Source organism: Streptomyces sp. MUM 203J (assembly GCF_022414595.1).
In the GTDB taxonomy this organism is placed as follows: domain Bacteria; phylum Actinomycetota; class Actinomycetes; order Streptomycetales; family Streptomycetaceae; genus Streptomyces.
In genome coordinates this window covers 1-13,747 of the sequence record NZ_JADWYO010000046.1, presented here as the reverse complement: position 1 = coordinate 13,747, position 13,747 = coordinate 1, and the positions used below count along the sequence as shown (strand labels likewise).

The window sequence follows — 13,747 nt, the reverse complement described above, 5'->3', positions numbered from 1 at the left end:
CACCGCAGCTGAGCCAGTCACCCCGCTGGAGAACCGGCGTGGAGCGGCGGTTTCAGAGACGAGATGCTCAGCTATTGGCCATCCACCACCGAGTCCCCGTCGAACCGCAGTGACGTGATCCGTGACTCGCCGACCCACTCCCGGAGGGTGTCCAGTGCGGCGGGCTCAAGTGTCGTGGTGAAGAGGATGGCCAGGTGCTCCCTGGCCCGTGAGCACGCGACGTAGAACAGGTTGCGCGCTCTGACGAACGCCTCCAGTTCCGTGCCCGCCAGTTCATGGCGTCGGGGGAAGTTGGCCAGCATCCTGGGGATCTGAAAGCGGGAGTGGCCCTTGCTGACCACGGCAAGGACTCGGGTGAATTCCAGGCCCTTAACTCCGTGCTGCGTGGCAAAGGGCGTGCCGCCACCGAGGTGCTCGTTCAACGCCAGCAACTCCGCGTACGGTACCTCACGCAGTTGCTGGTACTCCTTCACCTGCGCCGCCGCCCGGGCCTTGTCCTTGTCACCACTCACGGCCTGCGGGCCGACGCCGGACGGTGACACGGCCTTCCGATGACGCTCGCGCACCTTCTCCAGGCCCTCGAAGAGCCGTTGCTCAAGACAGAGATCGAGGACGTCGCCGACCGTGCCCGTCTCACGGGCTTTCCCCAGCTTCTCCAGGAACACCACCCATTCCTGCTTGTCGGCGGGCGAGTTGATGGGTGGGCGTCCACGCGGGTCGAGCGCATCGAACATCGCGCCGTAGCGCTTGTTCCGGTGGTGGAGTAGGGCCGGTTCCAGCGTGTCCATGAAGAAGGCCATGGCGTGGTCCTCCTTCTTCACGTAGGAATCGTTGCGCCGAAACGCCCCATGGAGCTTCTGATAGCCCAGCTCGCCGGCGATCGTCTCGTGCGTGAGCATGAGGATCTTCGTGCTGGGCTCCTCCGCCCGCGCCCGGTCATCGTGCCCGGATGTCCCGGTGCTCCAGAACCGCTCCCGGACGTCGTCCAGTACCCACTTCCGGGCCGCATGGGCCGCGTCCCAGCCAAGCTGGCCCTTGCGGTGGTGGGTGAGCCTTGTCCCGGCCCATGCGTTGGTGTGATAGACGACGACGGTGCCGTCGCCCGCTCCTGACGCTGCGGTCTGTGTCAGTTCGGGACGCATCGTGTTCAGGAGGTTCACGACGGCGCGCTGCGAGCGCCGATTGCGCCGTCTGAAGACCGGTGTCGGGCGCGCGTCCTCGAGTGCCCCGCATGCGTTGTCGTAGATCTGCTGCCAATGGTCTCCGAAAAGGCCGCAGAGGGGGCCGCGTGCGGTGGCCTCATCGCCCGGAGCTCCCAGCATGGCTTCCGCCAGGCCGGCGGGGGTGTCCTGGTACTCGTCCACGAAGACGATCGGGAACCGGTCGGCGGCCAGGGCCCGGAACTTGGGAAGGCCGAAGAACGCCCTCGCGAGGACGGGCAGGTCGTTGTGCCCCAGCCGGACATGACGGGTGTCGTGGTCCACTTTCTGCAAGCCGGTGCTGTACTCGATGGTGTAGCCGTCCAGCGAGGTGCGGCCCTCCATCTTCGACGGCATGAGGTCCAGCTCGACGATGTGGCGCAGCAGGTGCTTACGGAAAGGGGAGAGCAGCTGCCACAGGAAGCCGTGGATGGTTTCGGCGAAGACATAAGGGCTGCGGTCGGTACGGCTGATGATCTCGTCGCGGGCCACATTGGTGTAGGTGACGCAGGCGATGCGCTGGTGGGGCTGCGGGAGGTAGCGGGCACGGTCAGCCAGGATGCTCCGGAGCGCCTCGATCAATGAGCTGGTCTTGCCCGCTCCGGCGCCGGCCTCCACCCTGAAGTGACGGCCTTCCCGGAGGGCCGTCAGGATCGTGTGCGTGACGTCTTCCGCCTCGGTCGTCACTTGTCGTCCGCCTTCGTCGCCGTCCCGTCCTGTGCCATGAGCCACTCCAGGCCGCGCTTGATGTACTTCGGGACCTCCCAGTCGTGGTCTCCAAGAACGTGGTCGAGCGCGAAATCGACCTTGCTGCGCTTGCGCTCCACGCTGCTACGGGCTTCTTCCTCCAGTTCCTTGGCGGGAGTATCACGGGGGGAGATGCCGAACAGGGCCCGGTTGGCCAGTGCGAAGGCGTCTTCGAAGGTACGGCCGCACGGACCGCCGGGCTCCTCCGGTACCTGGTAGGCAAGGCACATGCTGTCGGCGATCGGAGGGCCAGTCTTGGCCCGCTGCAGCAGCTCGGCCACCGTGATGTCCTGTGTCTCCGAGAACCACGCCTTGATGGACGGGTTGTGAGGATGTCCAGCCTCAGATACCGGACATTTGCGCATTTTAGGCCCGCTCTTGTCGACGGGGTCGAGGTCTGTGATGATCAGGGCCGGGATCCCGAGGAGCTTCAGCAGCGGATAGAATTTGTGGGCATGCGCCCCGCCGACCTCCATCAGGGTCACGTACTGGGCTGTCTCTCCGGGCCTCCTCGCCGCCAGTTTCTCCTCCGCCGCCGGGACGAAGACACGCTCGCTGGCGCCCTCGACAAGGATGGCCTTGTCCGCGAAGTAGAGGTCGGCCCTGGTGAGAGTCAGGTACCTGCGAAGGAACCTCTCGTCGTCGGTCACCTGGGACAGGTCCTTGATGACGGTCCGGGCCGGTCCCGGATCGCTTCCGCTCTCCACGGCGTCCTCCTCCTTCCGGAAGTACCGGATGTCGGAGAAGCATCCCCGGTTGGCCACGTGCGCCGAATGTGTGGTCACTACAAACTGGGCGTTCCACCGGGGGCCGTCGCCGCCCGCGGTACCGCTCTCCTCGGCCGCTCCCGCCTGCCCGGGCATGTTCGCCCTCATCTGCGCGTCGATCCGGGGGAACAGGCTGACGGAGTACGTGAGCCGCTGGATGAACGCCTCCTGCATCTGCGGATGCAGATGGGCCTCCGGTTCCTCCAGGAAGACGAGATGGATTCCCGTCCCCGGAGATGTCGCCGTGTGGTCGCGGTAGCAGGTGAAGAGCTTGAGCAGGATCATCACCAGGTTCCGTGTACCGAGGCCGTTGTAAGACTCCGGGAACCGCACGCCGGCCACTCCCGGATAGTGAATGCGCGTGAAGTTCCTGAGCAGCCTCTTGGAGTCCAGCCGGGCGGCCGTGACGAACTCCTGGTTACCCAGGCCCGGATAGCCGAAGGCCTTCAACGTCGGCGCCACCCGTTCGCGGACCTCCTGGAGGCTGCTGTCGAGACTGCCGGAGGTGTCCACGAGCGTCGTGTCGATGCTCGCGGCGAGCTCCTCCAGCCACGTCGCGTTCTGGCTCTTTTCCGCCGCCGTCAGCAGTTGCTCGAAGACCGCTCCGATCGGCGCGGTATGGCCCTCGCCTTCGTCGTCCAGTCCTCGCTGCGCCTCGACGAAGTCCACCCTTACCAGAGTGCGCACGTCGGCGAGGTCGACCGGTCGGACGTTCGCTTCATCGGTCGGGTCGACCGCCATCACCGACATCTCGAAGTGCTACGGGATGCCTCTGCCCAGCCGTTCAAGCGTGGCGGTGTCATCCGGCTCCACGGGCACGTTCCCGAGGAAGTCCTTCAGGGCGCCGTCCCCCAACGTGTAGGCGAACCTGATCACCACTTCAGAGCAGTCGGGGTCGAGGTCCACCACGAAGGGGGCCAGGGGTCCGTACTGACCGCAGTCCTTGTCGTAGGAGATGTGGAGGGTGAGGGTGACTGCCGGAACCGTGTTGCGCGCCTGCTCCGCCTCGCCCGAGGCGAAGAGGCGATGGGCGGCGAGGAACTCCTCGTAGCAGTCGGCGGAGAAGTCCTCGATGCGCAGCGAGGTCTTCTTCCTCGCCACGAAGAACTCGAACAGTTTTGCCAGCGAGGTCTTTCCCGTGTTGTTACGGCCGACGCACAGCGTCACCTTGTCGGTGAAGGAGAGCTCGGCCCTGCGAAGCAGCCGGAAGTTGCGGATGACCGCCTTGGTGAGCCGGGGCGGCACCAGTGCCACGGGCTGCCGCCGTTCGGTGGAGCCGTCTCGCGGGCCCGGGATGACAGGCGGTGCACTGGTCTGGGTCATCGTGGCTCCTCGCTGCGCTCGTACACACCCTGGACGGCTTGGGGGAACGCACAGCAAAGGGAGCCGCAACCCCCATGAGATGCCGTCACCCTCTCAGGATCTGGGACCGCATCTTGTCACCATTGGTCTGTAAATGCACAATGATCGGATTTAGTTCAATTTTGGTCACCTGTCGATCTGAATTCACATCGGAACGTTCGGCATGCTCATATGTACTCGTCACAACGGCTCCCGTAACTTGGCCGGTCACGGGTCGATCCTGCTGCAGGGCTCCGGCATCCCGGCCGTACGACCGGTTGGCTCCGGCCTTGTCCGGGTCTGCGAAGCGCTCGGGGAACCAGGGGTGCCGTTAGTATTTTCGTAGGCGCCACCGCGCGGCGACGCCTACGAAACCCTGCCTGGACACAGGCGCGGTGACGTGTGTTCAGCCAGCGCGGTGAACTTACTCACCGCGCTGCTGCGTCCATGTGCGCAGCAGCTCCAGCGTGATGGCCACCGGCCCCGGCTGCCGTGGATGCCCACCCAGCTCCGGTACTTCACCAGTGCGACGTTGCCGTCCGGCCGGGTGTTTTCCCCGGCCGGGCCGCCGTCCCGGAACCGCAGCGTGACGTGGATCGTCACCAGCTGCAACAGGGCTGGCGACTGCGCCCGCAGTCAGGGCCCTCTGCCTACACTGCCGCATCGGTGGGGGTTCCGTGCCCCTCCGGGAGCAGCTCGGGCGTCCCCTCCACCAGCACCACGACGCCGATCACCTCACCGGCCTCGGAACGGCCGACCCAGACCGGGTGGGTACCGTCCCCACTCGTCGCGAAGGCCATGAGTTCGCCGCCGGAAGCCTCGTCCCAGGTGCGCTGCATGAACATGGAACCGTCGTCGATGTCCTCGTATCCGTCCAGGTCCGGCTCCCCCTGGATCAGCCCCCGCTCGAAGAGCGCGATGAGCGGTTCCCAGGCGTCGGCGTCGGCGAAGCAGCCGGTGGCGCCGTCGGTGTCGAAGCCGGCTGTCTGATTTTCGATGAACAGCCGGGGATCGTCGTCCGGACCGAGGGCCATCTCCCAGGTCGCAGCGGGGGTCTCGCTGACGAGCAGGCGGACGGCCGTGGGTTGTGTGGTCGTGACCTCGGCGTTCCGCCACTCGCAGTGATAGCTGAAGCGGACCTGCGCCTCGTCGAGTACGTACTGCCCGGGCGGGACGGGGACCGTGATGCGCGGCCCGTCGCCGTGGTCGATGTCCGGGCCGGAGACGGCCAGCAGCCCGCTGGGGACGCGCAGGGCGCCGACCCGGCGCGGCTCCACGACGGTCATCTCGGGGTGGTACCCGTCGGTCACGCGCGCCCCGGGCCGGAACAACTCGTTGATCGGCCCGGGCTGCGCGGGGCGCGGCGGACGCCAGCAGGTGGCGGGGGCGTCTCCGTCACCTGGCTCGGCTGCCTCGACCACCTCAGCCGCCTCGAAGACCGGCGGCTCGACGAGCCCGTGCACCCGGGCCGAGAGCAGCGGCCACTCCCCGAAGGCGGGGCGATCCGTCCAGCGCTCGTCATCCCGGAGTCCGGGCGAGGTGACGTAGGAGCCCCCGCCCTGCCCCTGCCGCTCCTCCGTCCGTCGGCCCCTCCCGTCCGGGAAGAGGTCCACGGTGATGCGTGGGCACGTCTCGTCGAACTCCGCCGTCTCCGGGCCTGTGTAGTACCAGCCGACGGAGTAACGGCGCAGCAGCCGCGACGGGTCGTCCAGCAGCCGCATGTCCAGCTCGTGGGTGCGGCGCCCCTGGGCGTCGTAGACCCATAGCCCGACGTAGTGGTCCCGCCAGGAGACGAGCCGGACTTCCAGCGGAGCCCCCCGGCCCGGCTCCCGGTACACCACCACGTACGGAAGCCCGGCGGCATCCCGCTCCCGGGCCTCCTCGGCGGATATCGGCCGCCGGGGCACACAAGCCTCCAGGTCCCACGCCTGCGCGTACCCCACCTCGACGACCATTACCGCTCCCGTCCCTGCAGCCTGCCTTGGTTCTGCGCTGAGCTGCAAGGTAGCCGTTGCCTGTGACAACGACCTTACGGGGCGGGCGGGGGCCAGCTCCGGCGCGCAAACGGTCGTGCCGGTGATCCGGTCCATGGCCCGCTCAGCGAGTAGCTTGCCAGCGTGATCCGTTCAGCCGCAGGCGCCACTCTGTCAAGGACCGCTCAGACGCAGGCACTCAGTGACTCCCGAAGCCGTCGACAGACGACTCCCGTTCTCCGGCTCTGGTCCACTTCCTGTGGACTCCCGCGGCGGGGATGCGGTGGTCACCCTCCCGACTGTCCTCCCCGCGATCGGGGTCACCATCCAGGCTGTGCTCGCGCTGGCGCCGACCAACTTCCGCTACTGGGCCGGCATGCCCACGATCGAGCGGGACGGCTACGCCTTCATGACGATCCTTCCCGCCTCCGATGGCGATGTAGTCGACAACAACGGGGCGCAGTTCTACGACCGCGCCAAGCCGAGCCCGTACAAGTCCCAGCAGTACGTGCACAGCACCAACCACAACTTCTTCAACCGTCAGTGGCTCTTCGACGACGGGGTGACGGCCGTGGTCTCCCGGGGCGAGCACGAACGCGTCCTCGACGTCTACGGGACGGCCTTCTTCCGCTCCCGGCTGCTCGGCCACGGCACGCACGTCTTCCTCGACGGGCAGCAACGGCCGACCGGAGTCCTCACCTCCCTCGTCCAGCAGTCCTTCGCATACGAAGGTTCCCCCACCATCGACGACCACGAGGACCGCAACGGAATCGGCACCAACTCACTCGGGCTGCCGACCACGCAGTCCGGAGGCATGGTTGCCGACGAGTATCCGTTCGACCAAGTGTCCGCTGCCTTCAACCAGTCCTTCTTCGGGCTCAGTGTCGGCATGGTCATGGAACCGAAGGAGACCGGCGGGATCTTCCGCTCGTCCGTACGCTCCTTGGACTTCAGCGGCGCCGAGCTCTGGCTGCGCGCTGCTGAAGTCGCCGAAGGGCAACTGCCGCCGGACGCCACCGGTTTCCGGCTGGGGCTCGAGGACATCGAAGGCCTCACGGCATGGGTCGATTCCGACTCCGTGGGCGGCGTGCCCCGCCCGTTCGACCGCCCCGACATCATCAATACCATGCTCAAGACCCTGCGGTTCCGCCCCGAGTGCTTCCGGGCCGCGAACCCGGACATCCGCCTCCACCGTATCCAGGCAGTCCTCATCGAGTACAACCGCCAAGGACGCCGCGCCCTGGCCTTCGACGACCTCCAGCTGGTCCAGCCGCTCTGAAGGAGCATCATCAATGACGAACGACCCTGGCGAACTCGAACCTCCAGCGCCGCGAGAACGCCACGAGCTCCCAGACGTGCTGTCGATCGACACCCGGTCGATCCGCTACGAGCCGCCCCAGTTCCGCAACTTCCGCTCGGCACTGCCCGAGGGCGGGGCCGTGGTGGAATTCCTGGTGGAAACCAGCGCTCCCATTCCGGCTCGCGCACTCGGCCCGGCCCTGCAAGTCGGCACCACACTCGTGACCGAGGTCGCCGAGGTGGACTCCACCCACTACCGCTTTCTCGCCTTCAACCCCGAACGTCTGGAACCGGGAGCCCCCATCGACCTCTGCTGGAGCGGCCGCCCCGAGACCGCGCGCTCGACCCGGTTCCGTTTCGAAGGGCTTAGCTGAGCCGACCCCGGGGCCCTGCTGTACGCGAGCCCCAATCCGGGACGCCTCATGGGAACAGCGTTTGTCGACTGGTTCCGGCGGCAGTTGGTGATCAGTAGAGACGCGGATGCTGATGCCAGATGACGGCACCACCCTGTCCCACGACTCGGTGACGGTCGCTGGATGGCACGGTATCGTCAGCGATTCGGTTTCGATGAGAATGATGAGATGGATCATCGCTTCGTCGGGGTTACGGAGCTGGCTGATGTGCCGCGCGTTGCGGTCGTCGTCGATGTGATGCGGGCCTTCACCGTGGCTGCCTGGGTGCTCTCGCGTAGTGCCGAGAAGATCGTCCTGGCCTCGTCCGACGGTGAGGCACTGGCCCTGAAGGAGATCCGTCCCGGTTGACCGGCTCTCAAGGACTGTGCCCCGGCGGCGTGCTTCGACACGGTGAACTCACCCGGTTTGATCAGGTCGCTTGATCTGGCCGGTCGCACGGTGGTGCAGAAGACGACGGCCGGAACCGTCGGCGCGCTGGCCGTCGCGAGCGCGCCGCTGGTCCTGTGCGCGAGTTTCGTCGTGGCCGGCGCGACAGCGCGGTTGCTGAAGACTGATGGTTCCGGGCCGGTGACGTTGGTGGTCGCCGGCGACGATGGCCGGGCCGCCGAGGACCTGGCCTGCGCTGAATACATCGGTCAGCATCTCGCCGGAGGCGATGCCGAGGTGGCCCCGTATCTCGACCGTGCGAGGACTTCTCGGGCAGCCGCTGACCTTGCCGACGGCGTGCGACGTGGATATCGGGGTGTTCATCCCGACGATGTCGACCTGTGCCTGGAGGTGGACAGGTTCTCCTTCGCGATGGTCGCATGCCGGGACGATGCTCTGACCGTGCTGCGTCCTGCCGCGGTGCCTGGCGAGCCAGCCGAGGCCCGCTGACCTGCTGCCGCTGTCGGGGTCATCCCGCTTTGGCGGGTTCCTCGGCTCGAGCTCGGGTGCCGGTGTGGATCCTCGTTTCCTCGGTAACTCGATGCTGTCTAGTTGTGACGGGATGCCGAGTCACATCGCCGGTGGCATTGTCGTACTGGGGCGATAGCTTGCCGTTATGGCAGACATCTACGAACTCTCGATCGCGCTGAATCTGCGTGAGGAACTGTCTGACGAGGAACTTGCAGAGCTTCGGTGGCATTTTGGTCTGGGTCCCAAGCCGGAGAGTCTCCGCATCGTGCCCGCGTTCCCGACAGTCGTGGAGGATGATCGCGGCGACCCCGTCATGGTGGACGACCCCGTGCCTCTGCTGAGTCAGCACGGCGAGGCATGGAAGGTGGGCGGAGCGCTCGTCGCGGTGTTGCTACGAGCTGAAGGCGCCCGTTGCGGTACATGGGCCCTGACTGTCCGGCAGGAGATCCATCCCGACGAATTCGACCGCACTGGTGAACTGCTGAGCTGGCTGGCCACGAAGGCGGATGACCGGCACCGTGCCCTCGGCACGGTCCGCCTGGGCTGGACCAGGGGTTGTGAGTCGGACCAGTTCGAGCCCTTGGTGGTTCGAGATGGCGAGGTCATGTGGCTTTGAGGGCGACGTCGTTGCCGCAGAACCCCGGTGACCGGCCAGGACTTCGGATCCCTGTGCTCGCCGGCCCGCAGCCGGACACACAGGGGCTGTCAGTCCTCGTCCATACGATCACCGCATGTCTGATGCTTTCACCGTCCTGTGGACCCATGACACGTGCCGTGCCCTGCGTAAGGCCGGCCGCGTGGGGGAGAGCCCACCGGTCGCCTACTCCGGCGTTCACCAGTCCCTGCCCGCCTGGACGGGAGCCCGCACCGGCGACGACGTGTACGCGCTGCACGTCAACCGGTGCGAGGTGTTCGTGGTGTCCCACATGCGGATTGTCGACATGGAACGCGGCGACTGCTGCGGCACGGCCCCGAAAACGTGGCAGGACCCGTCGTTCCCTGGGCATGGCGACTGGTCGATGCTCGGCGCCGGCGGCTGCGGTGCCACCGCGGTCCACGTGGATGCGACACCCGTACGCTTCGACATGCAGGTCCCCGGTGACCTGCTGCCGACGCTCACCTGGCGCAACGCCCGGGGCAAGACCCGCACCCTCAAGTATGTGGTGGACGGCCGCCTGGAGCGCTCGGTCAGCCTACAGGGCTTCTACCGGCTCACCGCCGAGTCCGCCCACGCGCTGGCCGGCCTCGTCGGCAGCGCGCCGTGAACGTCCACAGCGCACCCCGAACGCACCAGCAACGCGACCAGCCGACCCCCCACGCGCCACTGGAGCCGAGACCGGTACGGGATGATTCCGGGCCGGGGCACATCGGTCGAGCCCGCAGCCCCATGCCCTGCCGACCGTCCCGCGCTGCACCCGGACCGGGACCGCGGTCAGCGGGCCGCGGTCCGGCGTCTGGGCAGAGCCCGTCGGCGGGCAGCCGGGTGGCGAGGACCAGCCAGGGCCGTCGACGGATGTGGACCGGGCGCGGCGCGGCTGCCTTTCGTGCACCCGCCACCGTGCTGGCCGAGACGGGCCTTCGGAGCAGAGGCCGGGACACATCCGCCCCGGCCGAGGCTCTCGGCGGCGTTCGCCGTATGCGCGGTGCCGCTCAGGACTGCGCCCCCCCCGGCCGGGAGCTGGGGGCGAAGAGGGAAGCGGAGGCTGGAGCTGCGGGGTGGCCGCCCAGCCACAGCCGGGCCAGGGTGGTCTTCCTCTCGGGGGTGATGACGACGTCGGCGCCGTATACCGGGGGGAGTATCGGTCCAGTTGAGACGCTCGAGGATGTCCTCCAAGAGGTCCCAGAGGCGGCGGGGCCGCCCTTGGTCACGGTGTTCCCGATGTGCACCTCCCAGGCCTGCACCCCCTGTGCGGCAGAGGCCGGCAGCCGGTGGGGGTGGTGGAAGCCGAGCGTCAGCTGGGCAGGAAGCCGCGGTGGACGGCGGAGACCGTATCGCGGTCCCTGCTCAGCACTCGCCGTCCGGTGGCCCCGGTGACAACTGCCATGCTCACTTCCTGCTTCCTGCTTCCTGCTTCCTGTTCGGGCCCGGCCCTGTCCGGTTGCAGTTCGAACTGGAGGCCGACGATGTCGTTGAGTTGGACTTCGAGGCCGTGGGCGCGGTGTCCGTTGTTGCGGAAGTAGATCTCGCCCAGGCCTCGGCCGCGACCTGGCGGAGCTGGTCCTCGGTGCCGTCGGCCTCCTGGGCTGCAAGGAGGCGGGCGGCGTGGTGGGGCGGCAAGGCGAGGGTGAGGTGGCGCACGCGGGCCTGGTCGGTGCTGCCGGGGGCGGCGGTGTAGCCGAATCTGGCTCGGACATCGATCATGATGCCGCTCGTGGTGGCCGCATTCTTGGCCCTGGCCCTGATCTGCGGCTGCCGACGCGTGCGCATTTCGCGTTCGAGGCGCTCGGCGAGCTCCGGCCGGGGCTTTTTGATCTGGTTCTTCACATACCGCTCGACCGTGCGCTGGCTGATGCCGAGCAGTTCGGCCACCGGCTTCGTGCGGCCGCCGTGCTTCCTGACGAGGTAGCGCATCTGCGCGTCGGCGGACTTGGAGACGGGGCGCGTGAACGCTGCTGCCGATGTTGCGGGACGCGGAGCCGTCGCGGCTGACGGGCAGCCACCTCGGCGCCGACGTCGACGGGGCGTGGCTTCGCGGCTGGTACGGCACCCGTGGGGACCAGGACGACCGGCTGGATCTCGCGGTCGTCGAGCGGGCGAGGGGGCACGTCGTCGGCGGGGCGGTGCTCAACGGGTGGGATCAGGACAACGGGAGCTGCAGTTTCCGCATAGCCTCGTGCCGGGCGTGTACGGGCGCGGTCTGGGGACCGAGGCGACGCGGCTCATCGTCGGCCACGGCTTCGAGACGCTGAGGCTGCGCCGGATCTCGCTGGAGGTGTGCGTGTTCAACGCACGGGCCCGGCGCGTCTACGAGAAGGCGGGCTTCGTGGCCGAGGGAGTGATGCGCGATGCGCTGTTGTGGGAGGGCGAGCGGGTGGACGCCGTGCTGATGTCGGTCCTGGCTCCGGAGTGGTTCCGGCACCGGGGGCGGCCTGAGGGGCCGGGGAAGACTTCAGGGGGCGGTGAGGGTGCCTCAATGCGTTGAATGCATGGGGGAGTTGGCCCGGCGGCGGGTCGTGTGCGCACGGAACGGGTGGGGCGGGAGGCCGCCCGTGCCCCGGTCGGAGCTGTGGTGGGAGTGCTCCGGGTGCGGGTGGGTCGGCTGCCAGAGGGGTGAGGGCGAGCGGCTGGTGGCGATGCGCCGCCTGGAGGGGGACGAGGGGGACTGCCCCTTCTGCGGCGCGGAGGAGTCGACGGTCGCGAGCGCCCCTCGGCGGCTGGAGGACACCGGGGGGTGGGTGGACTGGTGGGTGTGCCTGGCCTGTGGGACGAGCCACCTGAGGCACGCCGGACCGCGCTCCGGCTGACATCGGGGCACCCGGTTGCGGGGCCGTCGCCTACAGCGCGGCCAGGACCTCCTCGGCCGTCCGTTCGCCCGCCCTCACGGCGCCCTCCAGTTTGCCGTTCCAGGTCGCGGCGGTCTCCGTGCCCGTCCAGTGCAGGCGGCCCACGGGGGCCGTCAGCGCGGGGCCGTAGGCCGTCCAGACCCCAGGCGTGAGGTAGCCGCCGTACGCGCCTCTGGTGTACGGATCGTCGCCCCAGGACCACTCGTGGTACGAGACCGGCGCGGCGGCGGCCGGGCCGAAGTAGCGGGCGAGGTCCGCCAGAACGGCGGCGCGGCGCTCCTCGTACGGGGCCGGGGCGAGGCGGCGGGCCTGGGCGCCCTCGATGAACGCCACCAGCACACCCGGGGCGCCGTGCGGAGGCGAGTTGTCCGCGGTGGCCCGGACCGCGCCCTCGTCGCTGACCACCTTGCCGGACAGCCCCTCCCGCGCCCAGAAGCGCTCCGGGTAGACGCAGTGCGCCTTGATCACCCAGCCCATGGGCATCCGTTGGGTCAGGTGGTCGCGGGCGGCGGGCAACGGCGGGTCGTAGCGGATCCGGGCCGTCAGGGCGGGCGCGGGGGACAGGACCGCGCGGGCCGCCCTGACCGTCGTCGTACGAGAGTCGATCACCACCCCGCGGGCGTCCTGGCCGACGGCCGACACCGGCGCGTCCAGCACCACCGGCTCAGGCAGCTCCGCCGCCATGCGGGTGCTGAGCTGCTGCGCCCCGCCCACGAAGCGGCGCTCCGGGCCCGGGTCCCCGTCCGCGACGAGCCGGGTGATCTCGTGTGCGCCGGACCGGACGACGGCCAGTGCGGCCAGCAGCGAGGTCCGGCCCGGGCCGCCGCCGAAGACGCCCTCCAGGGAGCGCGCCAGGCCCGCGCGGGCGGCGGGGTCGCCGACCTGGCCGTCGAGCCACTCGTGGAAGGTGACCGCGTCCCAGTCGGCAGCGCGTGGGGCGTCCCACGGGCGGCCCTCGGGAAGCTCGGCCGCCAGGCGGGTCAGTTCCGCCGCTCCCTCGCGCAGGGCCGCCGCGGACTTCTCCGCGTGCTCCCTGAAGAGCCCCGTGGCGACGGAGCGTTCGCCGTGGTGCCAGTGCACGGTGAGGCCGTCGTCCCAGCTGGGGAAGAGGCCGATGCCCAGCTCGCGGGCCAGTCCCTGGATGCGGTCCTGACCGGGGCTCACCCACTGGCCGCCGTGGTCGACGAAGAGGCCGTCCCCCAGGTTGACGGTGTAGGTGCGGCCGCCGACGCGCCGCTGCGCCTCGACCGCCAGGACCGAGACCCCGGCCGCCGACAGCGCGCGGGCGGTCCGGAGCCCGGAGAGGCCGGCGCCCACCACCGCCACGTCACAGGAGCGTTCCTCGCGTGACATACCTTCCAGGATGAGCCGTGTCCGGTGCGGCCACCACTCGACGTCCCGGTCCGAGCCGGCCGGGCGCGGACACCGGTGCGGGTCACGGCGACCCCGCCGCACTCAGTGCGCTTGCGTACATGTACGGCTACGGGCAGCAGCCCCCGCTGTACCCGGAGCCGTCGCCGCCGTCGCTCGCGGACGCGGTGCGCGTTCACGACCGGGTCGCTGTCGTCCGAGGACTTCCAGCAGATCTTCGCGACGTCCAAGATCTA

At 68.8% G+C, this 13,747-nt stretch carries 11 protein-coding genes and 3 pseudogenes; 8 read left to right on the top strand and 6 right to left on the bottom strand.

Annotation, left to right across the window (positions count from 1 at the left end; all coding sequences use genetic code 11):
* Positions 1 to 71 precede the first annotated feature (71 nt).
* From I3F58_RS21135 to I3F58_RS21120, 4 genes are all read right to left on the bottom strand, one after another.
* Entirely contained in the window at positions 72 to 1,886 is a 1,815-nt protein-coding gene (locus I3F58_RS21135; RefSeq protein WP_240110235.1) for a UvrD-helicase domain-containing protein, read from the bottom strand.
* Positions 1,883 to 3,463, bottom strand: coding sequence for an ATP-dependent endonuclease (locus I3F58_RS21130; RefSeq protein WP_240110233.1), 1,581 nt, complete (start codon positions 3,461 to 3,463; stop codon positions 1,883 to 1,885). Before I3F58_RS21130 ends, I3F58_RS21135 begins: the two co-directional genes overlap by 4 nt.
* 9 nt (positions 3,464 to 3,472) lie before the next feature.
* Positions 3,473 to 4,036: an AAA family ATPase gene (locus I3F58_RS21125; protein WP_240110232.1), complete on the bottom strand. Its 564-nt coding sequence runs from the start codon at positions 4,034 to 4,036 to the stop codon at positions 3,473 to 3,475.
* Positions 4,037 to 4,704: 668 nt separating this feature from the next.
* A complete protein-coding gene (locus I3F58_RS21120) occupies positions 4,705 to 6,009 on the bottom strand; it encodes a DUF4241 domain-containing protein (protein ID WP_240110230.1) in 1,305 nt (434 codons plus the stop codon).
* Between the two features lie 277 nt (positions 6,010 to 6,286).
* Here I3F58_RS21120 and I3F58_RS21115 point away from each other — a divergent pair, with 277 nt between their 5' ends.
* The 5 genes and pseudogenes from I3F58_RS21115 to I3F58_RS21095 all read left to right on the top strand — a co-directional run bounded on the left by I3F58_RS21115 (position 6,287) and on the right by I3F58_RS21095 (position 9,901).
* Positions 6,287 to 7,306 (top strand): hypothetical protein, encoded by a 1,020-nt coding sequence (locus I3F58_RS21115; protein WP_240110229.1) that lies wholly within the window; start codon positions 6,287 to 6,289, stop codon positions 7,304 to 7,306.
* Between the two features lie 13 nt (positions 7,307 to 7,319).
* Positions 7,320 to 7,700: a hypothetical protein gene (locus I3F58_RS21110; RefSeq protein WP_240110228.1), complete on the top strand. Its 381-nt coding sequence runs from the start codon at positions 7,320 to 7,322 to the stop codon at positions 7,698 to 7,700.
* Positions 7,701 to 7,907: 207 nt separating this feature from the next.
* Positions 7,908 to 8,615, top strand: a pseudogene (locus I3F58_RS21105) (2-phosphosulfolactate phosphatase).
* Between the two features lie 166 nt (positions 8,616 to 8,781).
* Positions 8,782 to 9,252, top strand: a complete 471-nt coding sequence (locus I3F58_RS21100; protein ID WP_240110227.1) for a hypothetical protein — start codon at positions 8,782 to 8,784, stop codon at positions 9,250 to 9,252.
* Between the two features lie 115 nt (positions 9,253 to 9,367).
* A complete protein-coding gene (locus I3F58_RS21095) occupies positions 9,368 to 9,901 on the top strand; it encodes a hypothetical protein (protein WP_240110226.1) in 534 nt (177 codons plus the stop codon).
* Between the two features lie 837 nt (positions 9,902 to 10,738).
* On the opposite strand, the pseudogene I3F58_RS21090 reads toward I3F58_RS21095, so the two are convergent.
* Positions 10,739 to 11,247, bottom strand: a pseudogene (locus I3F58_RS21090) (helix-turn-helix domain-containing protein); the annotation flags it as partial.
* Between the two features lie 232 nt (positions 11,248 to 11,479).
* Between I3F58_RS21090 and I3F58_RS29870 the strand changes: the two are divergent.
* Positions 11,480 to 11,779: a GNAT family N-acetyltransferase gene (locus tag I3F58_RS29870; RefSeq protein WP_374208014.1), complete on the top strand. Its 300-nt coding sequence runs from the start codon at positions 11,480 to 11,482 to the stop codon at positions 11,777 to 11,779.
* A gap of 67 nt (positions 11,780 to 11,846) precedes the next feature.
* Positions 11,847 to 12,101 carry a hypothetical protein gene (locus I3F58_RS21080; RefSeq protein ID WP_240110225.1) on the top strand — a complete coding sequence of 85 codons (255 nt, stop codon included), beginning with the start codon at positions 11,847 to 11,849 and terminating at the stop codon, positions 12,099 to 12,101.
* A gap of 30 nt (positions 12,102 to 12,131) precedes the next feature.
* On the opposite strand, the gene I3F58_RS21075 is transcribed toward I3F58_RS21080, so the two are convergent.
* Entirely contained in the window at positions 12,132 to 13,493 is a 1,362-nt protein-coding gene (locus I3F58_RS21075) for an FAD-dependent oxidoreductase (protein ID WP_240110224.1), read from the bottom strand.
* Positions 13,494 to 13,510: 17 nt separating this feature from the next.
* Here I3F58_RS21075 and I3F58_RS29865 point away from each other — a divergent pair.
* Positions 13,511 to 13,747: pseudogene (locus I3F58_RS29865) on the top strand (hypothetical protein); the annotation flags it as partial.